This is a genomic window from Streptomyces sp. NPDC058664, from assembly GCF_042716635.1.
Taxonomy (GTDB): domain Bacteria; phylum Actinomycetota; class Actinomycetes; order Streptomycetales; family Streptomycetaceae; genus Streptomyces.
This window is the reverse complement of sequence record NZ_JBHXRW010000005.1, coordinates 133,242-155,292: the sequence shown is the minus strand read 5'-3', so window position 1 is coordinate 155,292 and position 22,051 is coordinate 133,242. Positions and strand designations below refer to the sequence as shown.

Sequence of the window (22,051 nt, the reverse complement as noted above, 5' to 3'; positions counted from 1 at the left end):
GGTGAATGCACGTAACTTTCCCACCCCGGTCGCGTTCCGTCGCGCTACGCTCCAGAACGGTCACGGAGAGTCATGCACCGGCCAGCTCCTGTCCGGCTCCCGGCGCGCCGGAAAGATCTTGACGCCAACTCCCTTTACGAGAAAGGGAATTCCGGGCGGCAAACGGTGGGCGATGACTTCCGGGGGAATGCGGGCGAATGACCGGGCCCGGAGAAAGACGGAACGGAAAACAGCCGCACCCGGGAAACACCCGGGTGCGGAAAGGCGTCGGCGTCGCGGTGGAAGCGGCGCGAACGGGGCATCAACTACCCGGATAAACCCAAGGGTTGGGACGGCACTTGATTCCGCGCACGTTCAGGGACTTCGTCTGCTGCTGCATCACGGGGGCGAGCGCCCCGGGGGTGTCGCAGCTCACGTGGCCGTGTCCGAGCCGGTGCCCCACCTCGTGGTTGATGAGCATCTGGCGATAGGCGTACATCGCCTTGGGGCCGAAGGTCGCCGACCCCTGCGCCCAGCGGAACGCGTTGATCATCACGCGGTCCGTGGAGGCCGAGTCGCACGACACGTTGTCGACCGTGGTGTCGAGCCCGGACTTCGCGCACCAGACGGCGGTGGTACCGGGGCTGGCGAGCGTGATGACGAAATCGGGCTCCCCGCTGGAGACGCGCTCGAAGGTCATCGCACCCCGGCCGGCCCAGCTGCGGGGGTCGTTGAGCGTCCTGAACACGGTCGTGGCGAAGAGGTCCGGGTCGAGGCCGAGCCCCTCCTCGACGTCGATCCGGTAGCGGACCAGACTCCCCTTGCCCGGCGCCTTCTGCAGGCCGGGCACGGCCTTGAACTCGCCGGAACCCTTCAGCTTCGGGTCGATCGGGTACTGGCGGGTGATCAGCTGCTCGTACGTCGGCTTCGGGAGAGTGACGGGCGCCGGGCTCGACGGGGTGATCCGCTCGTCGGAGCGGGAGGCGGAGCTGTCGTCCACCGTCCGCTCGGCCGGCTGCTCGGCGGCGCGGAGGGCCGTCGGGGCCTTCTCCTCGTCGGTGACCTGACCCGCGACGACGACGGCGAGGACGGTGGCGACGGCGGCGGCCGCGACTCCGGTCAGGGTGCGGCCGAGACCGCTCCGGCCGGTCGGCTCGCCGTCCTCGGCCACGTCCTCGTGACGAGGGCCGGGGATGAACGGCCCCTGGGGAGCGTCCTGTTCGGGCTCGGCGGTGCGGGGGGAACCGTGCCAGGAGCCGTACCGCCGGGGCTGCGGGGGCGCGGAACCCTCGTCGTGCTGCGGATGCCCACCCCGTACGGGGGTCCCGTAGACGGGGACGCCGTGCGCGGGAGTGCCGGGGGTCCCGTGGGCGGGGGTGTCGTGGACCCCGCCGCCGTACGCGGGAGCGCCGTGCGCGGAGCCTCCGTACGGCGGACCGCCCTGCGCGGGAGCCCGGTACGCCGGACCGCCGTGTGCCGGAGTTCCGTACGCCGGGGGCCCGGCCACCTCCTGGCCGTTGCCCGTGGGCCTGCGGCGGCGGCCGGTCCCCGGCGCGCGCCCGGCCACCGGCCCCGGCGATCCCACCGGTCCCGCCTGTCCCGGCGCCGTGCCGGGAGTCCCCGCCGGCCGTGCGGCCGCCTGCTGCTGCCCGGTGTCCGCCACCGAGGGCGCGGAGCCCTTGCGACTATGTCGTCCCACGCCCCGGATCAGCTCCCGCCGTGATCGACGATCAGGTCCCGGGCGGCCTGGGCGACCGTCTCGGGGTACTCCATCATCGCCACGTGCCCCGCCTCGGGAAGGGTCAGCAGGCGCGAACCCCGGAAGGCCGCGGCGGCCTTCCGGGCCGTCCGGAACGCGACGAGCTGGTCGCGTCCGCCGTAGATCAGCAGCGTGGGCGCGAGGACCCGTTCGGCCTGCCGCCACAGTCCGTGCTGGCCGCCGAGCGTGTACGCGTCGACGATGCCGCGCGAGGAGCGGGCCATCGCGTCCCAGAAGTACGGGAGCTCCAGGCGCCGTTCCATCTCCTCGACGGCGTGCCGCAGGCCCTCGTCGGTGACCCGGCCGGGGTCTCCGTAACAGAGCGAGAGGACGCCGCGGACCCGCTGCTCCGCCGTCCAGTCCCTGGTGAGCCTCGCGAAGAACGACGCGACGCCCGGCACCGCGAGCAGCGCCGTGGGCCAGGCCGTGCGCTGGGCCCGCAGATCGGGCAGGGCCGGTGAGACCAGGGTGAGGGTGCGGACCAGGTCGGGCCGGACGGCGGCGACGCGGGTGGCGACGGCGCCGCCGAGCGAGTTGCCGAAGAGGTGGACCGGTCCGCGCCCGGTGGAGTCCAGGAGCCGGATGACGGCGCGGGCGTGCCCGGTGACCGAGTAGTTGCCGTCGTCGGGCGGCGGCGAGTCGCCGAAGCCGGGGAGGTCGACGGCCTCGCCGTCGACGAGGTCCGCGAGCAGCGGCATGAGGGCGGACCAGTTCTGTGAGGAACCGCCGAGGCCGTGGACGTACAGCGCGGGCGGCAGTCCGGGCTCGGCGCCGGGCCGGGAACGCACGGTGAGGGTGAGTCCGGGCAGCGACACGGAGCGGAGCTCCTCGCCGTCGGCGACCCGTACGACGCGGGTGACGCGCGGCTCGGACGGTGCGGCGGTCCGGGTTTCCGGCAGCTCGGTCGACGACATGGCCGCAATATTACGAGACGATCACGCACCGAGGTGTGTGGGTGCGGTCACAGGTGCGTGTGCGGCGGGACGCATGTACTCCTAGGCTCGGGGGAGAGGGCCATCGAGAGGACCGCGATCCGCATGCCGGAAGGAACCGCATGACTGTCGATCCGACCGAGCCGGAGACGTTCGCCGAGGAAGAGGTCGCCGTGCTGGACGAGGAGACCCCTGAGGCGGACGCCGCCGAGCAGCACACCGAACTGCAGCAGCGCGAGGACGAGCCGCTCACGCACGTCGAGCGCGACTCGGCCAACGAGGCCGACTCGTCCGAGCAGGCCAGGGTGGTCGCTCTGGACGAGGACGACTACCGCTGAGAAGAAGAACGACGACCGCCGGGACGGAACGGCGGCCGCCGGGAGAAGAACGGCGACCCCCGGGACGGAACAGCGACCGCTGACACGAGAGCGGTGACCGCCGAGAAGGCGACTCCCGCTGTTTTGTTCGGTTTAATCTTGAATCGACTGTCGACCCGGGCGTCCGGTCCGTGAAATTCTGCGTTCGCACCGCGCACAGCCGGGTTACCCAAAAGTACGATGGCGACGCGTGCGACAGCGCGCATGGATCGATTTGTGGGAGGCCGCGTGAGCGCCATCGAGCAGACAGAGGCAGCACGCCCTCGGGGCACGCGCCTGCCGCGACGTGCCCGACGGAACCAGCTCCTCGGCGCGGCCCAGGAGGTCTTCGTCGCCCAGGGGTACCACTCGGCCGCGATGGACGACATCGCCGAGCGGGCGGGCGTCAGCAAGCCGGTGCTCTACCAGCACTTCCCCGGGAAGCTGGAGCTCTACCTGGCCCTCCTCGACCAGCACTGCGAGTCCCTCCTCCTGGCGGTGCGCACGGCCCTGGCCTCCACCACCGACAACAAGCTGCGGGTCGCGGCCACGATGGACGCCTACTTCGCCTACGTCGAGGACGAGGGCGGCGCCTTCCGGCTGGTCTTCGAGTCCGACCTGACCAACGAACCGGCCGTGCGCGAGCGCGTGGACCGGGTGAGCCTGCAGTGCGCCGAGGCGATCTCGGACGTGATCGCCGAGGACACCGGCCTGTCCAAGGACGAGTCGATGCTGCTCGCCGTGGGTCTCGGCGGCGTCTCCCAGGTCGTCGCGCGCTACTGGCTGTCGAGCGGGTCCGCCATCCCCCGGGACAAGGCGGTCGGACTGCTCACCTCGCTCGCCTGGCGCGGCATCGCCGGCTTCCCGCTGCACCCGGTGGACGGCCAGCTGAGCGCCGAGGGCCACTGAACATTCCCACCGGCTGTTCGCTCCTGGCGTGCCGCCACTGACCCGTGCGGGTCCCCTCACCGGGCTAATGTGTGCAGCGTACGGCGCGGATAATCGCGCAACGCTGACCGTTCGGAGGGACATAGCCGTGGAGGTCAAGATCGGCGTGCAGCACGCACCCCGGGAGATCGTTCTGGAGAGCGGGCAGTCCGCCGAGGAGGTGGAGCGCGCCGTGGCCGACGCGCTGGCCGGCAAGGCGCAGCTGCTCAGCCTCTCGGACGAGAAGGGCCGCAAGGTCCTCATCCCGGCCGAGAAGATCGCGTACGTGGAGCTCGGCGAGCCCGCCGTGCGTCGCGTGGGTTTCGGCGCGCTCTGAGCCCAGGATCTGTGGGAAGGGCCCGGTGGACCGTCTCGGTCCACCGGGCCCTTCGTATGTCCGGAAGTGCCACGTCGGGGCGTACGGGAGGATTGCGTTCCGGGCGCCGGGGGTAGGAGGGGTTCGACCGCACCACCCGCCCCGCACCCCCCCGCGAGGTGATCAGCCGTGTTCCTGGAAGCCCTCGGTTCCGCCCTGCTCGGTTTCGCCCTGGCCTGGGCCGCCGTGCACCGGCTGCCCGACCGCCTCCCCGTCCGGGTGATCGTCCTCACCACCGGCGCGCTGGGCGGCGTCTTCGGCGCGCTCGTCACCCACGGGGCGCTCGGCCCCGGTCACTTCCTCGCCACCCTGATCGGCGCGGTGGCGGTGGCGGCGGTGCTGATCTCGCTGCTGATCCGCCCGGCGTCGCGCCGCCGGCTGCGCCGATCAGCGACGGTGTGAGCGACACCGCCCGCCCGCTCCGTACGCACGCACTGCCTGTCGGCCGAGTCCCTGTCGGCCGACTTCCTGCGGGCCGGGTCCCTGCCGGACCGACCCGCTGCGGGCCGGTCCGGCGCGAGTGGACCCGGTGAACCTCAGGCCGCCAGGCCGAGCGCGGCCATGCGCTTGGTGTGCGCCTCGGTGATCCGGGAGAACATCCGGCCGACCTCCGCGAGGTCGAAGCCGTCCGCGACACCGCCGACCAGCATGGTCGAGAGCGCGTCGCGCTCGGCGACCACGCGCTGGGCCTGCGAGAGCGCCTCGCCCATCAGGCGGCGGGCCCACAGAGCGAGCCGTCCGCCGACCCGCGGGTCCGCGTCGATCGCCGCGCGGACCTTCTCGACGGCGAAGTTGCCGTGGCCGGTGTCGTCGAGCACGGCGAGGACGAGCCCCCGCGTGTCCGAGTCGAGGCGGGCCGCGACCTCCCGGTAGAAGTCACTGGCGATCGAGTCGCCGACGTACGCCTTGACCAGGCCCTCCAGCCAGTCCGACGGCGCGGTCTGGCGGTGGAAGTCGTCGAGCGCCTTGGCGAAGGGCTCCATGGCGGCGGTCGGCTCGGCGTCCACTGCGGCGAGGCGGTCCCGCAGCCGCTCGAAGTGGTGGAACTCGGCCGAGGCCATCTTCGCCAGCTCCGCCTTGTCCGCGAGGGTCGGCGCCAGCTTGGCGTCCTCGGCGAGCCGTTCGAAGGCCGCGAGCTCTCCGTAGGCGAGGGCGCCGAGGAGGTCGATCACGGCGGCGCGGTACTGCGGCTCGGCGGATGCCGCCGCCCAGTCCTTGGCGGCGATCCCGGTGGGCGTGGCGTTGTCAGGCGTCTGCATGGACCGCACAATAGCCCGCTCGGACTCCCCGGAAGGCGCTGGTCAGCCAGTGTGACCGTGCCCTCATCACCATTTCCCCCAACACACATGCGCGATTCCGGGGTACAGTGATAAGGTGCCTGCTGAGTATGCGGACATGCTTTCGCACGTTCGGACGTGTTCGGTGGGCCGACTCATGAATGAGGATGCCCGGTCGGTGGCCCGATCGGCTCCGGCCCGACAGCCCTTCCGGCGGACCCGCGGAAGGGTCACCCTCAGCGGTACGACGCTCGAGCGACGGCAGTGGTCCCGTGCCACCCGGCAGTGATCTCCACGATCCCACCGGAAGTGTCCACGGCACGGTACGACCCCCTTCGTTCGCCTCGCACCGCGTCTCACAGAAGAGGCAGCACCCTGACTACGACTTTCCGAGACCTCGGAATCCTTCCCGAGACGGCCGAGGCCCTTGAGGCCGTCGGCATCGTCAACCCCTTCCCCATCCAGGAGATGACCCTTCCGGTCGCCCTCACCGGCACCGACGTCATCGGCCAGGCCAAGACCGGCACCGGCAAGACCCTCGGTTTCGGTCTGCCGATCCTGGAGCGCGTGACCGTCCCCATGGACGTCGAGGCCGGCCGGGCGAAGCCCGAGCAGCTGACCGACGCCCCGCAGGCCCTCGTGGTGGTTCCCACCCGCGAGCTGTGCCAGCAGGTCACCAACGACCTCCTGACCGCCGGCAAGGTGCGCAACGTCCGTGTGCTCGCCATCTACGGCGGCCGGGCGTACGAGCCCCAGGTCGAGGCGCTGAAGAAGGGCGTCGACGTCGTCGTCGGCACCCCCGGCCGCCTGCTCGACCTGGCCGGCCAGCGCAAGCTCGACCTCTCCCACGTCAAGGTCCTCGTCCTGGACGAGGCCGACGAGATGCTCGACCTGGGCTTCCTGCCCGACGTCGAGAAGATCATGAACATGCTTCCGGCGAAGCGTCAGACCATGCTGTTCTCGGCCACCATGCCGGGCGCGGTCATCGGTCTGGCCCGCCGCTACATGTCGCAGCCGACGCACATCCGCGCCACCTCGCCCGACGGCGAGGGCGTGACCGTCGCGAACATCAAGCAGCACGTGTTCCGCGCGCACAACATGGACAAGCCGGAGCTGGTCTCCCGCATCCTGCAGGCCAACGGCCGCGGGCTCGCGATGATCTTCTGCCGCACCAAGCGCACCGCGGCCGACATCGCCGAGCAGCTCGAGCGTCGCGGCTTCGCCTCCGGCGCCGTCCACGGCGACCTCGGCCAGGGGGCCCGCGAGCAGGCGCTGCGCGCCTTCCGCAACGGCAAGGTCGACGTGCTCGTCTGCACCGACGTCGCCGCCCGCGGCATCGACGTCGAGGGCGTCACCCACGTCATCAACTACCAGTCCCCGGAGGACGAGAAGACGTTCCTCCACCGTGTGGGCCGCACCGGCCGCGCGGGCAACAAGGGCACCGCCGTGACGCTGGTCGACTGGGACGACATCCCGCGCTGGCAGCTCATCAACAAGGCGCTCGGCCTCGACTTCCACGACCCGGTCGAGACGTACTCCAGCTCTCCGCACCTGTTCGAGGAACTGGACATCCCGGCGGGCACCAAGGGCGTCCTGCCCCGCGCCGAGCGGACCCGTGCGGGTCTGGGCGCGGAGGAGCTGGAGGACCTGGGCGAGCCCGGCGGACGCCGCGCCCGCGGCCCGAAGAGCGACAGGCCCGAGCGGACCGAGGAGCGCCCCGAGCGGACGCGCACCCCGCGTCAGCGCCGCCGTACCCGTGGTGGCGGCGAGTCCGACGCCCCGGTGTCGGCGGCTCCGGCCGTCGAGACGGCGCAGGACGAGGCGGGGACCGAGTCCGGTCCGCGCACCCCGCGCCGCCGCCGTCGCACCCGCGTCGGTGCTCCGGGATCCGCGCCGATGCCGCAGGGCGTCCCGGTCGCCCAGGCGGCTCCGGTCGCGTCGGCCGCTCCGGTCGCGCAGCCGGCCAAGGTGGCTCCGGTCGCCTTCGTCGCTCCGGTCGTCGAGGCCGCCCCGGTCGTCGAGGCCGCTCCGGTGGCCCCGGTCGTCGAGGCCGCTCCGGCCGCCGTCGCCGAGACCCCGGCGGCCGAGCCGAAGGCCCCCCGCCGTCGCAGCCGTACCGCCGCCCGTCCGGAGGCCGTGAAGGCCGCGCCCGTCTCCCCGGCCCCGGTGACCCAGGAGCCGGCCCCGGCCCCGCGTCGCCGCCGGCCGCGCGTGGCCCGTCCGGTCGAGGACACCGGTTCGTTCCAGACGGTCGAGACGGCCGCGGCCGCGCTGCGCGCCGCGTCGGTCGCCCCGGTGGCCGAGACCACCCCGGTCGCCGTCGCCGAGGCCCCGGTGGAGGAGCCGAAGAGGGCTCCCCACCGCCGCACGGCCAAGAAGGCCGTCGCGGAGCCGGTCGCCGAGACCGTCACCGCCGCCCCGGTGGTCGCCGAGCCCGTCGCCGCCCCCGTGGTCGTCGCCGAGCCCGCCGCGCCCGTCGCCGAGGTCAAGGCCGAGGTTCCCGCGCCGCGCCGTCGCCGGGTGGTCCGGAAGGCCGCCGGCTCGCCGGTCGTCGCCGCCCCGGCCGAGACGGTGATCGTCGAGGCCGCGCCCGCGCCGGTCGTCGAGGAGGAGCCGAAGAAGACGACCCGTCGCCGGGTGGTCCGCAAGGCCGCCGGTTCGCCGGCCGTCTCCACCCCGGCCGTCGGCACGATCATCATCGAGACCCCGGTGGCCGAGACCGCCCCGGTGGTCGAGGCGGCTCCGGTGGCCGAGACCACCCCGGCCGCCGTCGCCGAGGCCCCGGCGGAGGAGCCGAAGAAGGCCCCCCGCCGCCGCACGGCCAAGAAGGCCGTCGCGGAGCCGGTCGCCGAGGTCACCGAGACCGCCGCCGCGTCGGCGCCGGCCGCCGAGGAGGCCCCCAAGGCTCCCCGTCGCCGTACGACGAAGAAGGCGGTCGCGGCCGAGGCTCCCGACGCCTCCGAGCCGAAGACGCCGACGCGTCGCCGTACGACGAAGAAGGCCGCTGCCGAACCGGTCGCCGAGCCGGTCGCCGAGGCCCCGGCGGAGGAGCCGAAGAAGGCCCCCCGCCGCCGCACCACCAAGAAGGCGGCGGCTCAGCCGGAGAGCTGATCCCGTCCCTCCTCGCCGCTGCGGCCCGGTCCCTCCCCAGGGGCCGGGCCGCAGCGGCGTCCACCGGCAGGCCCGGCGCGCGCCCCTCCGGTTACAGTCCGGATATGAGCAAGCCCCGTTCCCTCCTGCTGCCGCCCCGGACCCGCGCCCGCCCGCTGGTGACCGCGCGCGGCGACTTCGCCGTGCTCGACACGGAGCCGCTGGGCCGGCGGCGCGGGACGGTGCTGCTGCTGCCCGGGTACACCGGCAGCAAGGAGGACTTCCTCGGCCTGCTCGGGCCGCTGAGCGAGGCCGGGTACCGGGCCGTGGCGGTGGACGGGCGCGGCCAGTACGAGTCCCGGGGCCCCCGGGGCCGGGCCGCCTACCGCCGCAGGGCGCTCGCGCTCGACGCGGTGGCGCAGGCCTCGGCCCTCGGGGACGGTCCCGTTCATCTGCTCGGCCACTCGTTCGGCGGCCTGGTGGCCCGGGGGGCCGCGTCGCTCGCCCCGGCGGCCTTCCGCTCCCTCACCCTGCTCTCCTCGGGCCCCGGCCGGGTCGTCGGGTCCCAGCGGACCCGGATCCGGGTGCTGCGCGTCGGGCTCGCGCTGCTGCCGAAGGAGCGGGTGTGGCAGGTGATGTGCTGGCTGGACAGCCGGGGCGAGGAGCCGGACACGACCGACGCCCCGGAGCTCGCGGGCTTCCTGCGGCGGCGCTGGATGCGGACCCGGATCACTCAGCTGTCGGGCGCGGGGCGGCTGCTGCTCAGCCGTCGGGACGGTACGGCGGAGCTGGCCGCGCTGCGGATCCCCCTGCACATCGCGTACGGGACGGACGAGATGGTGTGGCCCGTCGGGGACCTCGCCGCGGCGGCGGTCCGCACCGGCGCGCACCACACGGTGCTGAAGGGCGCGGGCCACTCCCCCAACGTCTCGCACCCTCAGGAGCTGACCGACCGGCTCACCGGCTTCTGGGAGCGGACGGCCGCCCCCACCGAACTCAGGACGGCGCCGTAAGACCCGGGCCGGACCCGCGCCGCGAGCCCCGAGGTCGGCACCGCACCGTGAGCCCGGGGCCGGACCCGTACCGTACGGAGCTCCCGAGGGCGGCACCGTGTCGGAAGACCCGGGTCAGAACTGCGCCTTGAGGTGCTGCCAGAAGCCGTCCCGCAGGGCGCGCCGGAGAGCGGCGTAGCCGCGCAGGGAACGGCTGAGCAGGCGTTCCGCCTCGACGAGCAGGTCCTGGTCGACGGGCCCCGGCAGGTAGGGCGCGCCCGGCAGGAGTTCGGCCAGCCGGTCCCGGCCGCGCTCGCCGAGCCAGGTCGCCGCGATCTGGGCGCCGACGAACCGCACCTCCTCGCGGGAGGGCGGCGGCTCGCCGTCGTTCTCGTACGTGGTGACGGGGCGGCGGGTGACGTAGGGGCGGCAGAAGTCCAGCTCGAAGGTGCGCTGGCTGTCGACCTCCCAGAGGAGCGCCTCCGCCTGGTTGCGGCCCTCGGCGGCCTCGATGCCCCAGAGGTGGACGCGGGCGCCGTAGCCCTGGGCCGCCTCGACGGCCGAGACGAGGTCCTCGTCGCCGCCGACGAGGGCGGCGTCGCTGATGGCGCGGTGGCGGGCGAGGGACTCCAGATCGGTACGGATCAGGGAGTCGACGCCCTTCTGCTGGTTGTTGGCGTTGAGGTTGCCGAGGCGGACCTTGACGTCGGGGAGCTCGGCGATGGCCTGCTGCTCGGGGGTGTGGATACGGCGTCTGGCCCCGTCGTACCAGTAGACGCGGAGCAGTCTGCTGTCGGCGAAGATCGTGCGGGCCTTGTCGATGAAGGCCTCGATGAGGCCTTCCGCGTCGAGGTCGAAGGAGCGGCGGTCCTCGGTGCCCGCCACCAGCAACCCGGCCGCAGCATGGACGTAACCCGCGTCGACGAAGATGGCATGGGTGGAGGGGGTCCTGGCGACCTCGGCCAGCATCCGCTGGAGGAGCTCGTTGGTGCGCTCCAGGCGCGTGTCGAGTGCGCGCAGGCGGGCGTCGGTCTCGGTCACCTGAGTGGTGTCTGCGTCGTTCATACGGGGCTCATTGTCCGCTCCCCCGGGGGCCGCCGCCACACCCTCCTACCCGCCAGTAGTTAGGCATTCGAAAATTTTCCTTAGCGTAAGGAATGTTTGCAGGATGCATCCCGTTGAACCCATACGTAACGCAGTTCTCCACCAGGAGGATCAACTCAGACGAAGGGAGAAGCCTGTGCGCTTCGAAATCCTGCGACTCGACGACATCGACGGCACGCCCGTCGACCGGACCGTCGTGGACGCCGCCTCCGTCAACCGGATCGTGCAGCAGGCCGCCTCGATCGGCCAGCGCATCTGGATCCGCCCCGCCGAGACCTCGGCCTCGTAACAGGTCGGGTCCACCCCACGCACCGCGCCCCCGCACGGACTCCGCCAGAGCGGAATCCGTACGGGGGCGCAGTGGTGTCCGGGAGACCCGGCCCCCGAGCCCGGACACGGGACTCAGGAGTTCTGGATCACCTGGGTGACGCCGTTGATGATCTGCTGCACCGCGATGGCGGAGAGCATCATGCCGGCGAGGCGGGTCACCAGGACCACTCCGCCGTCCTTGATGACCCGGATGATCACCAGCGAGTACCGCATGGTCAGCCAGAGCACGAGGTGCATGGCGACGATGGCGGCCCAGACGGAGACCTGCGCGGCGGCGCCGTCGGCGTTCTGCACGGCGAGGATGACCGAGACGATGGCGCCGGGACCGGCGAGCAGCGGCATGCCCAGCGGGACGAGGGCGACGTTCACGTCCTTGGTCTGCTGGGGCTCGTCGGTCTTGCCGGTGAGCAGGTCGAGCGCGATGAGCAGCAGCAGGAGACCGCCCGCGATCATCAGCGCGGGGACGGAGACGTGCAGGTAGTCGAGGATCTGCTGACCCAGGATGCCGAAGACGGTGATGACGCCGAAGGCCACGGCGACGGCCTGCCAGGCCATCCGGCGCTGCACCTTGGCCGCGCGGCCGGAGGTGAGGGCGAGGAAGATCGGCGTGATACCGGGGGGATCCATGATCACGAAGAGGGTCAGGAACAGCGAGCCGAAGACGGCGACGTCGAACACGGTGGGGTGCCTTGCGGGAGAGGTGGAACGGCGGGGTGTCGCCCAGGCGCCGGAATGTGGGATTCCGCCGACAGGGCGGGGTGAGCGCCGCCGCGGTACGGCAGGAAGCCGCACGCGGGCGCGTGAAGGAGTGCGCGGAGTGGGCGGGCGCGCGTCGCACGGGCGGCGGCGGGCACGGTGGCCTGCCGCCGGAGCGGTGGGACGGCGGGAATCGGGCGAGGGCCCTGCCCGGAACTAGGCGGGGGTTCCCCCGGCGCCGGGGACCGGGAAGGCCCCCGCCGCACGGCGGGTGATCTCGCCGTAGATCTCGGGGTCGGTCGTGTACTCGCCGAGGCGGCAGGTCTTGCGGCTGCCGTGGTAGTCGCTGGAGCCCGTGGTCAGCAGACCGAGCTCCTTCGCGAGCCCGCGCAGCCGGGCGCGCGTCGCCTCGTCGTGGTCCATGTGGTCGACCTCGATGCCGTCGAGTCCGGCCTCGGCGAGCCGGGCTATCGAGGCCTCGGGCAGCACCTGGCCGCGCTTGACGGCGAGGGGGTGCGCGAAGACGGTGACCCCGCCGGCCGCCTTGACCAGGCGGATCGCCTCGACCGGGTCCAGCTCGTGCTTCCCGACGTACGCCCGGCCGCCGTCGGCGAGCCACTCGGGCGTGAACGCCCCGGACACGTCCGGTACGACGCCGAGCTCGACGAGCGCCTCGGCGACGTGCGGGCGGCCGACGGAGCCGTCGCCCGCGATCCGGGCGACCTGCTCCCAGGTGACGGGCACGCCCAGTTCCCGCAGCTTGCCGACCATGGCCCGCGCGCGCGGCACGCGGTCGTCCCTGACGAGCTCGCGCTCGGCGAGGAGCGCGGGCTCCAGGGGGTCGAAGAGGTACGCGAGCATGTGCAGGCCGATGCCGTCGACCCGGCAGGACAGCTCGGCACCGGTGACGAGGGTCAGGCCCTCGGGGAGCGCCTCGATCGCCTCGGCGTGGCCGCGGGTGGTGTCGTGGTCCGTGAGCGCGACGACGTCGAGACCGGCCGCGGCCGCGTTCCGCACGAGGTCGGCCGGGGAGTCCGTTCCGTCGGAGGCCGTGGAGTGGGTGTGCAGGTCGATGCGCACGACGCGGTACTCCGGGGGCTCGGGACGGACGAGGGACGCTCCAGCATAACGGGCGAATCGAACACGCTTGTACGGATCCGCCGGGCGCCCGGACGTGAGCGCCACGCACGCCCGCGCGCCCGTGCTCCCGCACGCTCACACCCCCGTGCGCCCGTACTCCCGACTCCCGCGCGCCCGTCAGGGCGCTAGCCGAGCAGTCTCGGCGTCAGCGCCCCGCACGGGAGCAGCTCGACCTCGGCGCCCGCGTCCCGCAGGTCCGTCAGGACCAGCTCGTCGTACATCAGGAGGCCGGACTGCTCGGGCCAGACGATCGCCCACAGCCAGAGGCCGCGCGCCTCCCCCGCGAAGACCGCGCGGTCGTGGGGCGCGCCGTTGACGTGCCAGAGCGGGGTGGGCCGTCCTGCGGCGAGCACCTTCGTCTGCGGGGGTTTGTCGATGGCCATGCCGGGGCCGGGATCGGGGCCGTCGATGCCCGCGTACCGCGCGCCGAGGCCGACTCCGAGTTCCTCCGCGATCAGCAGCAGCTCGCCGAGTCCGCCGAGCGGACCCGGTCCGGAGCAGGCGACGGCGGTCGCCCGTCCCCCGCCGCGGTCGTCACCGGCGTACGCGACTCCGGTGAAGAGCCAGCCGACGGGAAGGGGCCACGGCATCCACACCGGCACCTGGGACCGGTGCACCACGACGCCGAGCGCCTCGACACTGGGCGGGATCACGGGCTGGAGCGGGTGCACCGAACCGTGCACGTCGCACTGCCAGGAGTCGGCGAACAGCCCCGGCGCCCTGACCCGGCCACCACACTTCGGACAACTGGGTTCGCCCCTCATAGGGCTCAACGGTCCTACCCCCGGGGCCCGGCGTCAAGGACGGTCACCAACGATCACCCGTCCGGCCCGTGCCGTTCACCCTCGGTCGCCGGGCCGGCCCCCCGCTCCCGCCCCGGGTTCACGGGCCGGCCCCCGGCGCCCCGCCCGGGTTCACGAACGCGCCCGCCGCGTCCGGACCGCCGACCGCCGACCGCCGTGCTCAGTCCAGGTTCACGGACCTGCGCAGCGGGTCGCGCAGGTCCGTGCCCTGCGCCAGCCAGCGTTCCTCCAGGGCCTGCGCCCCGTGCACCCGCTTCCACGCGGCCTCGTTCGGGGTCATCGGGAGCAGCGGCAGGAAGCGCACCGGGTCCATCGGGGCGTCGAGCTCCAGGTCCTCGACCAGGCCGCCGGACTCGGCGACGAGGACCGAGCTGAAGGCGGCGCCCGGCCAGAGCGGCTCGCCGACGTCGAGCGAGGCGCCGGGGGCCACGATCACCCCTTCGACCTGGGGGGTGGCGGCGAGGACGGCGAGCGGGCGCAGCACCTTGTCGGTGTCGGCGAGTCCGGCCCGTACCGTCAGGACGAGCTCCGCGCGCGGGCCCTTCACCGGATCGGCGAGCGCGGCCGTCGGGTCGGCCATCGGCTGGGCCGACATGCCGAGGGTCGCGTACCGCACGAGGTCGCCGTCGATGAAGCGGAGCACCTCGATCCGGTCCGTGCCGAGGAACGTCACCGCGGCCCGCGCGTCCGGTTCTCCGAGCGCCGTACGCAACCTGGCCTCGACCAGAGCAAGAACTTCTCCCATGGGCTGAGCATAAAGCGCGTATGGAACGGGCAAAGTCAGGGATTGACCCTCTGTCGGCTGATAGTCTTGGCCGCTGGTCGGGAGTCCCGAACTCCTGACTACTCGTCACACGTCATCCCTCACGAGGGACCGGCCGGAGGAGGTGGGGCTGCGATGGACCGAAGTCGGTCGGGCAGTACCAGCCGCTCTTCCGCCCCGCACCCGAACCCGGTGCGTACGACTCTCCGGTGATTCCGGCCCGTACCTCTCCGTACGGACTCCGCTCCCCGGCATCTCGCACGACGGAAGAGCATCTCGCCTTTGCCTGTCTGTAGCGAACGCCGTCACCGCGATCCCTCGGTGCCGCCCGCTTTGTGGACGACGTAACTCCACGTCCCCATTCCGGGCTGTGCCACGCTCGCCGACGGCCTCTCCGTGAAGGAGCACGCCCATGTCGATGATCCGTGACCTGCGCGCAGCCGTCCGCCCGAGCCTGCGGCACCCCCTGCGCAAGACCCCCACCACGTACACCTCGTACGACCCCACCCGCGACCACTCGGCCTCCAGCGCCGTCGTCGACTGCGCCGTCTACCGCGACGGGAGCCGCATCGACGACAGCGAGTGCCTCACCCCGCGGGGCGCGATGCGCCAGGTGCGGGAGAGCGGCGGCTTCACCTGGATCGGGCTCCACGAGCCCACCGAAGCCGAATTCGCCGGTATCGCCGCCGAGTTCGGGCTGCACCCGCTCGCCGTCGAGGACGCCGTCCACGCCCACCAGCGACCCAAGCTGGAGCGGTACGACGACACCCTCTTCACCGTCTTCAAGACCATCCACTACGTGGAGCACGCCGAACTCACCGCGACCAGCGAGGTCGTGGAGACCGGCGAGGTGATGTGCTTCACAGGGCCCGACTTCGTCATCACCGTCCGGCACGGCGGCCAGGGCTCCCTGCGCAACCTCCGGCACCGCCTCCAGGGCGAGCCCGAGCTGCTCGCCAAAGGCCCCTCGGCCGTGCTGCACGCCATCGCCGACCACGTCGTCGACGGCTACATCGCGGTCGCCGACGCCGTCGAACTCGACATCGACCAGCTGGAGATCGACGTCTTCTCGCCGGCCGCGAAGGGCTCCACGCGCGGTACGGACACCGGCCGGATCTACCAGCTCAAGCGCGAGGTGCTGGAGTTCAAGCGGGCCGTCACGCCGCTGCTCCGCCCGATGCAGCTGCTCAGCGAGCGGCCGATGCGGCTCGTCGACCCCGACATCCAGAAGTACTTCCGGGACGTCGCCGACCACCTCGCCCGCGTCCAGGAGCAGGTCGTCGGCTTCGACGAGCTCCTCAACTCGATCCTCCAGGCCAACCTGGCGCAGGCGACCGTCGCGCAGAACGAGGACATGCGCAAGATCACCTCGTGGGCGGCGATCGTCGCCGTCCCCACGGCGGTCTGCGGCGTGTACGGCATGAACTTCGACCACATGCCCGAGCTGCACTGGAAGTACGGCTACCCGATGGTGCTGACCGGCATCGTGGCCATCTGCTTCACCATCCACCGCACCCTCAAGCGCAACGGCTGGCTGTAGGCGGCTGCCGTTAGGCTTCGGGCCATGACCGAAGAGCTCTTCCTCGTCGAGGAGGCCACCAAGAAGTCCGGCCTCCTCTGGGTGCGCGGCACCGGCCCCGCCCGCGCGCTCTGGCACGTCTGGTCCGACGGCGCCGCGTTCGTCGTCGGCGACGGCCCCGGCGAGCAGCCGCTGCCCGGCCTGCCGGACGGCGGCACGGCCGAGGTCACGGTCCGCAGCAAGGACAAGGGCGGCCGGCTCGTCGCCTGGACGGCCGCCGTACGCGAACTCGCCCACGGCACCGAGGAGTGGGACGCGGCGGTCGCCGAGCTCAAGGGCAAGCGGCTCAACGCGCCCGACGGCGAGGCCATGACGGGGCGCTGGGCGCGCGAGTGCCGGGTGCTGCGGCTCGAACCGCGCGGGGCGACCACGGAGCTCCCGGACGGCTCCCTGGCCGCCGTACCGCTGCCCTCCGGGGCCACGACCCGCGACCCGGTGCCGGCCGGTCTCCCGAAACTGCTGCGCAAGCGCCGCAAGCGCTGATCACCGGGTCGGGGCTCAGGTCCGGGGCAGCTGCTTGCCGTAGTCGAGGGTCTCCTCCTTCGACGGCGCGACGAGCGGGAACTCCTTGTTCCACTCGGAGAGCACCACCACGCCCGCTCCCCCGCCCCGCGCGAACCGCAGCGGGTACGGGGAGCCGTCGAGGGCCACGTCGAGCGTGCCGCCCTCGCCGCCCTCGCCGCCCTTGACCTTGACCGTACGGATCCCGCCTATCCGGTCCCGGTCGCCCTTGACCTTCTCGCCGTGCAGGCCGATCAGCCCGCCGAGGAGCAGGCGCATGTCGGTGAAGCCGCGCAGCTGCTTGTACGAGGGGTCGCCCTGCGGCACCTTCACGTACATGTCGTCCAGCTTGTCGGCGGCCTGCTCGTCCGCCTCCGTCGGCCCGCCGCCGCCCTCGGCGTCGTGCGCCCAGAAGCCCGCGTCGGCCTTCAGGTAGAGCGCGTCGCCGATCCGCAGCAGTTCGAAGGTGCTGTTCTTCGTCGTCACCGAACCGGTGGCGCCGTCCTGCTTGAGCCGCATGTTCAGCTTGAACGTGTCGCCCTTGCTGACCAGGGTTCCGGCGAGCCGTACCGCCCTCGCCGTGTCCGCCGCCGACCGCGCCTCGCCCTCGATCTCGGGCGCGGAGAGCTTCCCGACCCCGTTGGTCCCCTCGTCCGGGTCGGCGGCGCAGGCCGTGAGTCCCACCGTCAGTCCGGCGCAGAGCACCAGGGGCGCGACCGCCCTGCGGATACGCGATGACGGGGTGCGAACGGTCATCTGCGCTGCCTCTCGTGTTCATGGGGGGCGAAGGGCCGTGGTCCGTGCGGACTGCCGGGCCGGGGAGACTACCGCGCTCCCGGACCGGCGGAAGCGCCGGGTCCGGTCTCGGAGCCGATAGGTGGGGGAACGGCAGACCGCAGCGTACCCGGACCGGGTGACGGACCCGGCGGCAGCCGTACGGAGGCGCTGCCGGGGCGGGGCGGAACGGTACGGGCTAGCCTGAACCCGGCAGAGCTCTCCGCGTCGATCTGCGTGGAATCGAATCGTCCGGCACCGAGGAGGCGCGTGGCATGGCGGCAGGCGCCCCCCGGATCTTCGTCTCCCACCTCGCGGGGGTCCCCGTCTTCGACCCCGTGGGCGACCAGGTCGGCCGGGTCAGCGACCTGGTGGCCATGCTCCGGGTCGGCCGCAGGCCGCCGCGGCTGCTCGGCATGGTCGTGGAGGTCCTCAGCCGCCGCCGGGTGTTCGTGCCGATGACCCGGATCACCGGCGTCGAGTCCGGCCAGGTCATCACCACCGGCGTCGTCAACATGCGCCGCTTCGAACGGCGCCCCACCGAGCGGCTCGTCCTCGGCGAACTCCTCGACCGGCGGGTCCGGCTCGTGGGTCCCGGCGGGGAGGAGGGCGAGGAGGTCACCGTCCTCGACGTCTCCATCCGGCAACTGCCCGCCCGGCGCGACTGGGAGATCGACAAGGTCTTCGTCCGCAAGGGGAAGGGCGGAGTGCTGAGCCGCAAGGGCGAGACGCTGACCGTCGAGTGGTCGGCCGTCACCGGCTTCTCCCTGGAGGAGCACGGCCAGGGCGCCGAGAGCCTGCTCGCCACCTTCGAGAAGCTGCGCCCCGCCGACCTCGCCAACGCGCTGCACCACCTCTCCCCCAAGCGGCGCGCCGAGGTGGCCGCCGCGCTCGACGACGACCGGCTCGCCGACGTCCTCGAAGAGCTGCCGGAGGACGACCAGATCGAGATCCTCGGCAAGCTGAAGGAGGAGCGCGCGGCCGACGTCCTGGAGGCGATGGACCCGGACGACGCGGCCGACCTGCTGTCCGAGCTGCCCGAGGAGGACAAGGAGCGGCTCCTCACCCTGATGCAACCGGACGACGCGGCCGACGTGCGCCGGCTCCTGGCGTACGAGGAGCGCACGGCGGGCGGTCTGATGACGACCGAGCCGATCGTGCTGCGGCCGGACGCCACGGTCGCGGACGCGCTCGCCCGGGTCCGGCAGCAGGACCTGTCCCCGGCGCTCGCCGCGCAGGTGTACGTGTGCCGGCCGCCGGACGAGACGCCCACGGGCAAGTACCTGGGGATGGTGCACTTCCAGCGGCTGCTTCGCGATCCGCCGTTCACCCTTGTCAGCTCGCTCGTGGACAGCGATCTGCCGCCGCTCGGCCCGGACACCCCGCTGTCCGCCGTCACCAGCTACCTCGCCGCGTACAACATGGTCGCGGCGCCCGTGGTGGACGAGAGCGGTTCGCTGCTCGGCGCGGTCACCGTCGACGACGTGCTCGACCATCTGCTGCCGGAGGACTGGCGGGAGACCGAGTTCCACGAGGAGGAGGTCGGGCATGCCGGCTGAGCGCACACAGGACCGGGAGCGCGAGCGGGACCGGGACCGGGAGCGCGAACGGTCGGGTCCCCGCATCCGGCTCGACCTGCCGCGCGAGCGACGGGCCAGGCTCCTTCCCGAGTACGACCCGGAGGCCTTCGGTCGCCTCTCGGAGCGGATCGCCCGGTTCCTGGGGACCGGCAGGTTCCTCGTCTGGATGACCCTGACGATCATCGTCTGGGTCGCGTGGAACATCTTCGCGCCCGGGTCGCTCAAGTTCGACGAGTACCCGTTCATCTTCCTGACCCTCGCGCTGTCCCTCCAGGCCTCGTACGCGGCGCCGCTGATCCTGCTCGCCCAGAACCGGCAGGACGACCGGGACCGGGTCAATCTCGAGCAGGACAGGAAGCAGAACGAGCGGTCGATCGCCGACACCGAGTACCTGACCCGGGAGATCGCGGCGCTCCGGATGGGCCTCGGCGAGGTCGCCACCCGCGACTGGATCCGCTCGGAGCTCCAGGACCTCGTCAGGGAGCTGGAGGAGCGCCGGGATCTATTCCCGTCCGGCGACACCCGGGGAAGTGACGTACCCGACCGTTGACAGGCCTTTCATGGGCAGGTGGTCGGCGCCGTACCATCGTCGGTATGGCTATGGAAGACGCGGTGCTCGAAGCACTGGCGACGGTGAACGACCCCGAGATCAACAAACCGATCACTGAGCTCGGCATGGTCAAGTCGGTGGAGATCGAACCGGACGGCAGGGTCGCCGTCACGGTCTACCTGACCGTCTCCGGGTGCCCCATGCGGGACACCATCACGCAGCGCGTGACCGAGGCCGTCTCCCGGGTCGAGGGCGTCACCGGCGTCGACGTCTCGCTGGACGTGATGAGCGACGAGCAGCGCAAGGAGTTGGCGGCGGCGCTGCGCGGCACGGGCGCCGAGCGCGAGGTGCCGTTCGCGAAGCCCGGCTCGCTGACCCGGGTGTACGCGGTGGCCTCCGGCAAGGGCGGTGTCGGCAAGTCCTCCGTGACCGTGAACCTGGCCGCGGCGATGGCCGCCGACGGGCTGAAGGTCGGTGTCGTCGACGCCGACATCTACGGTCACAGCGTGCCGCGGATGCTGGGCGCGGACGGACGTCCGACCCAGGTCGAGAACATGATCATGCCGCCGTCGGCGCACGGCGTGAAGGTCATCTCCATCGGCATGTTCACCCCGGGCAACGCCCCGGTGGTGTGGCGCGGCCCGATGCTGCACCGCGCGCTCCAGCAGTTCCTCGCGGACGTGTACTGGGGCGACCTCGACGTCCTCCTGCTCGACCTGCCCCCGGGCACCGGCGACATCGCGATCTCGGTCGCGCAGCTCGTCCCCAACGCGGAGATCCTGGTCGTCACGACCCCGCAGCAGGCGGCGGCCGAGGTCGCCGAGCGGGCCGGTTCGATCGCCGTCCAGACCCACCAGAAGATCGTCGGCGTCGTCGAGAACATGGCGGGCCTGCCGTGCCCGCACTGCGACGAGATGGTCGACGTGTTCGGCACGGGCGGCGGCCAGCGGGTCGCGGACGGTCTGACGCGGACCACGGGCGCGACCGTCCCGGTCCTCGGCTCGATCCCGATCGACGTACGGCTCCGCGAGGGCGGCGACGAGGGCAAGCCGGTCGTCCTGTCCGACCCGGACTCCCCGGCGGGCGCGGCGCTCCGCGCCATCGCCGGCAAGCTGGGCGGCCGCGCACGCGGCCTCTCGGGCATGAGCCTGGGCATCACGCCGCGCAACAAGTTCTAGCGGCCTCGGTGTGGGCAATCGTTCCGCGGGGCGGAACGGGTGGGCACACCTCGTCGCCGGCCCGCGGTGGCCGCACAGCGTGAAGGGGCACCCCGTGCGGGGTGCCCCTTTCCCGTGCCGCGCGTGAGCGTTCTACGCGTACGCGTCGAGGTCCTTGATCTGCGAGAACCCGAGCCCGTACGCGCTCATCCCCCGCCCGTACGCCCCGATGTGGACGTCCGCCGCGGAGCCCGCGAGGACCCAGCCGAACTCCGACTCCCGGTAGTGGAACGGCACCGGTACGCCGTCCACCGGCAGCGACAGCGTCGACCACTCCGGACCGTCGAGGTCGTCGGCGAGCTCGAACGCCGTCTCGGTCTGCTGGTCCAGCCAGTTGTCCCGCGTCGCGTGGTCGAGCGAGCCGGGCCAGGTGTGCACGAGCAGTCCCGAACCGGCCAGCCAGGCGGCCGAGGAGACGGTGGTGGCGTCGAGGACGCCGGTCCCGTCGCCGGTCCGCCGCACCGGGCTCGCCGCGACCGTCACGACGACCGCGAACCGTTCCTTCTCCGTGGCGCTCGCGTCCGACTTTATGGACGGCGTGTCACCGTGCCCGGTCGACCCGTGCTGCACGGTGCCGTCCGCCGCCGTACCGACCTGCATCAGCCAGCGGGGCCCGGTGAACGCCTCGTCGAGGCCGTACCAGGCGAAGGGCGCGCGCAGATAGCCCTCGGCGGTCCGCCGGGCCGTGGGTACGCCCTCCACCCGACTCGTGGTCTCCATCTCGGCCGCCTCCTCGTTCCGTCAACAGAGGCGAGGATAGCCACCGGAACGCGCCGGGGCGGTGACAGCCCGTCGTCAGGTCGCGTCGGAGTCGTACGGCGGGCGCTCGCCGGTGTCCGGCTTGTCCTGCTTCTTGAGCAGGTCCGGGGTGCCTGCGGCGGGTCCGTCGGCCGGGGAGGCGATGGCCGGGGAGCCGTTGACAGCGGCCGAGGGCTGCGGCTCACGGCTGTGGACCGCGTCGGCGACCTCGTTGATCTCCTTCTTGAGGTCGAAGGTGCCGCGCAGCTCCTTCAGCTCCCTGAGGTCCTCGTTCTGCTCCATCTGCTTGCGCAGGAACGTCTTGGGGTTGAGGTCCTCGAACTCGAAGTCCTTGAAGTCCGGGCCCAGCTCGCTGCGGATGTCCTCCTTCGCGCTGTCCGAGAACTCACGGACCTTCCGGATGAAGCGCGAGACGTCCTGGATGACCTTCGGGAGCTTCTCCGGCCCGAAGACGAGTACGGCGAGGACCACGAGCGCCACCAGCTCGAGTGCGCCTATGTCGCTGAACACGTAGTAGCTCCTTCATGCCGGTCAAGGACCGGATCCAAGGTACCCGCCGAAACCGCC

The 22,051-nt window shown here is 72.4% G+C and carries 23 protein-coding genes; 12 read left to right on the top strand and 11 right to left on the bottom strand.

What is annotated here, in order from left to right; all coding sequences use genetic code 11:
• Nucleotides 1–301: 301 nt before the first annotated feature.
• Nucleotides 302–1,678, bottom strand: coding sequence for a DUF3152 domain-containing protein (locus ACFWUY_RS06505; protein ID WP_384102706.1), 1,377 nt, complete (start codon nt 1,676–1,678; stop codon nt 302–304).
• Between the two features lie 8 nt (nt 1,679–1,686).
• Complete coding sequence (locus ACFWUY_RS06500; protein WP_384102704.1) at nt 1,687–2,652, bottom strand: alpha/beta fold hydrolase; 966 nt, start codon at nt 2,650–2,652, stop codon at nt 1,687–1,689.
• 140 nt (nt 2,653–2,792) lie between these two features.
• Here ACFWUY_RS06500 and ACFWUY_RS06495 point away from each other — a divergent pair, with 140 nt between their 5' ends.
• From ACFWUY_RS06495 to ACFWUY_RS06480, 4 genes are all read left to right on the top strand, one after another.
• On the top strand, nt 2,793–3,008 hold the full coding sequence (locus ACFWUY_RS06495) for a hypothetical protein (protein WP_384102702.1): 216 nt from the start codon (nt 2,793–2,795) through the stop codon (nt 3,006–3,008).
• Nucleotides 3,009–3,275: 267 nt separating this feature from the next.
• Nucleotides 3,276–3,935 carry a TetR/AcrR family transcriptional regulator gene (locus ACFWUY_RS06490; RefSeq protein WP_148006064.1) on the top strand — a complete coding sequence of 220 codons (660 nt, stop codon included), beginning with the start codon at nt 3,276–3,278 and terminating at the stop codon, nt 3,933–3,935.
• Between the two features lie 127 nt (nt 3,936–4,062).
• On the top strand, nt 4,063–4,290 hold the full coding sequence (locus tag ACFWUY_RS06485; protein ID WP_015036001.1) for a DUF3107 domain-containing protein: 228 nt from the start codon (nt 4,063–4,065) through the stop codon (nt 4,288–4,290).
• Between the two features lie 168 nt (nt 4,291–4,458).
• Nucleotides 4,459–4,731: a hypothetical protein gene (locus ACFWUY_RS06480; RefSeq protein WP_384102699.1), complete on the top strand. Its 273-nt coding sequence runs from the start codon at nt 4,459–4,461 to the stop codon at nt 4,729–4,731.
• Nucleotides 4,732–4,865: 134 nt separating this feature from the next.
• On the opposite strand, the gene ACFWUY_RS06475 is transcribed toward ACFWUY_RS06480, so the two are convergent.
• Nucleotides 4,866–5,588, bottom strand: a complete 723-nt coding sequence (locus ACFWUY_RS06475; protein ID WP_384102697.1) for a ferritin-like fold-containing protein — start codon at nt 5,586–5,588, stop codon at nt 4,866–4,868.
• A gap of 486 nt (nt 5,589–6,074) precedes the next feature.
• Here ACFWUY_RS06475 and ACFWUY_RS06470 point away from each other — a divergent pair, with 486 nt between their 5' ends.
• Nucleotides 6,075–8,717 carry a DEAD/DEAH box helicase gene (locus tag ACFWUY_RS06470; RefSeq protein ID WP_384102695.1) on the top strand — a complete coding sequence of 881 codons (2,643 nt, stop codon included), beginning with the start codon at nt 6,075–6,077 and terminating at the stop codon, nt 8,715–8,717.
• A gap of 104 nt (nt 8,718–8,821) precedes the next feature.
• Complete coding sequence (locus ACFWUY_RS06465) at nt 8,822–9,709, top strand: alpha/beta fold hydrolase (protein WP_384102692.1); 888 nt, start codon at nt 8,822–8,824, stop codon at nt 9,707–9,709.
• 114 nt (nt 9,710–9,823) lie between these two features.
• Here the strand turns inward: ACFWUY_RS06465 and ACFWUY_RS06460 are convergent, their stop codons facing one another.
• The gene (locus ACFWUY_RS06460; protein ID WP_384102690.1) at nt 9,824–10,753 is read right to left on the bottom strand and encodes an NYN domain-containing protein; all 930 of its coding nucleotides are present in this window, start codon (nt 10,751–10,753) and stop codon (nt 9,824–9,826) included.
• 175 nt (nt 10,754–10,928) lie between these two features.
• Here ACFWUY_RS06460 and ACFWUY_RS06455 point away from each other — a divergent pair, with 175 nt between their 5' ends.
• On the top strand, nt 10,929–11,081 hold the full coding sequence (locus ACFWUY_RS06455; protein ID WP_086024648.1) for a hypothetical protein: 153 nt from the start codon (nt 10,929–10,931) through the stop codon (nt 11,079–11,081).
• A 113-nt stretch (nt 11,082–11,194) separates the two neighbouring features.
• Here ACFWUY_RS06455 and ACFWUY_RS06450 read toward each other — a convergent pair whose 3' ends face one another.
• The 4 genes from ACFWUY_RS06450 to ACFWUY_RS06435 form a co-directional block, all read right to left on the bottom strand.
• Complete coding sequence (locus ACFWUY_RS06450) at nt 11,195–11,800, bottom strand: MarC family protein (protein WP_384102687.1); 606 nt, start codon at nt 11,798–11,800, stop codon at nt 11,195–11,197.
• A gap of 234 nt (nt 11,801–12,034) precedes the next feature.
• A complete protein-coding gene (locus ACFWUY_RS06445; protein WP_384102685.1) occupies nt 12,035–12,898 on the bottom strand; it encodes a PHP domain-containing protein in 864 nt (287 codons plus the stop codon).
• 185 nt (nt 12,899–13,083) lie between these two features.
• On the bottom strand, nt 13,084–13,722 hold the full coding sequence (locus tag ACFWUY_RS06440) for a DUF6758 family protein (RefSeq protein WP_384102683.1): 639 nt from the start codon (nt 13,720–13,722) through the stop codon (nt 13,084–13,086).
• Between the two features lie 199 nt (nt 13,723–13,921).
• On the bottom strand, nt 13,922–14,506 hold the full coding sequence (locus tag ACFWUY_RS06435) for a suppressor of fused domain protein (RefSeq protein WP_384102681.1): 585 nt from the start codon (nt 14,504–14,506) through the stop codon (nt 13,922–13,924).
• Between the two features lie 430 nt (nt 14,507–14,936).
• On the opposite strand from ACFWUY_RS06435, the gene ACFWUY_RS06430 reads away from it, so the two are divergent.
• Together ACFWUY_RS06430 and ACFWUY_RS06425 are read left to right on the top strand one after the other, a co-directional pair.
• Nucleotides 14,937–16,064, top strand: coding sequence for a magnesium and cobalt transport protein CorA (locus tag ACFWUY_RS06430; RefSeq protein WP_384102678.1), 1,128 nt, complete (start codon nt 14,937–14,939; stop codon nt 16,062–16,064).
• A 24-nt stretch (nt 16,065–16,088) separates the two neighbouring features.
• Nucleotides 16,089–16,586: a hypothetical protein gene (locus tag ACFWUY_RS06425; RefSeq protein ID WP_384102676.1), complete on the top strand. Its 498-nt coding sequence runs from the start codon at nt 16,089–16,091 to the stop codon at nt 16,584–16,586.
• A gap of 15 nt (nt 16,587–16,601) precedes the next feature.
• Here ACFWUY_RS06425 and ACFWUY_RS06420 read toward each other — a convergent pair whose 3' ends face one another.
• Complete coding sequence (locus ACFWUY_RS06420) at nt 16,602–17,360, bottom strand: hypothetical protein (protein WP_384102674.1); 759 nt, start codon at nt 17,358–17,360, stop codon at nt 16,602–16,604.
• Between the two features lie 293 nt (nt 17,361–17,653).
• Here ACFWUY_RS06420 and ACFWUY_RS06415 point away from each other — a divergent pair, with 293 nt between their 5' ends.
• The 3 genes from ACFWUY_RS06415 to ACFWUY_RS06405 are packed head-to-tail and all read left to right on the top strand — an operon-like array spanning nt 17,654 to nt 20,686.
• Nucleotides 17,654–18,937 carry a magnesium transporter MgtE N-terminal domain-containing protein gene (locus tag ACFWUY_RS06415; protein WP_384102672.1) on the top strand — a complete coding sequence of 428 codons (1,284 nt, stop codon included), beginning with the start codon at nt 17,654–17,656 and terminating at the stop codon, nt 18,935–18,937.
• Nucleotides 18,927–19,508 (top strand): DUF1003 domain-containing protein, encoded by a 582-nt coding sequence (locus tag ACFWUY_RS06410; RefSeq protein WP_384102670.1) that lies wholly within the window; start codon nt 18,927–18,929, stop codon nt 19,506–19,508. The genes ACFWUY_RS06415 and ACFWUY_RS06410 overlap by 11 nt, the downstream gene beginning before the upstream one ends.
• Nucleotides 19,509–19,552: 44 nt before the next feature.
• Nucleotides 19,553–20,686, top strand: coding sequence for an Mrp/NBP35 family ATP-binding protein (locus ACFWUY_RS06405; RefSeq protein ID WP_384102668.1), 1,134 nt, complete (start codon nt 19,553–19,555; stop codon nt 20,684–20,686).
• 132 nt (nt 20,687–20,818) lie between these two features.
• Here the strand turns inward: ACFWUY_RS06405 and ACFWUY_RS06400 are convergent, their stop codons facing one another.
• Together ACFWUY_RS06400 and ACFWUY_RS06395 are read right to left on the bottom strand one after the other, a co-directional pair.
• A complete protein-coding gene (locus tag ACFWUY_RS06400) occupies nt 20,819–21,445 on the bottom strand; it encodes a hypothetical protein (RefSeq protein ID WP_384102666.1) in 627 nt (208 codons plus the stop codon).
• A 75-nt stretch (nt 21,446–21,520) separates the two neighbouring features.
• Nucleotides 21,521–21,994 carry a sec-independent translocase gene (locus tag ACFWUY_RS06395; RefSeq protein WP_384102664.1) on the bottom strand — a complete coding sequence of 158 codons (474 nt, stop codon included), beginning with the start codon at nt 21,992–21,994 and terminating at the stop codon, nt 21,521–21,523.
• Between the last annotated feature and the right edge of the window lie 57 nt (nt 21,995–22,051).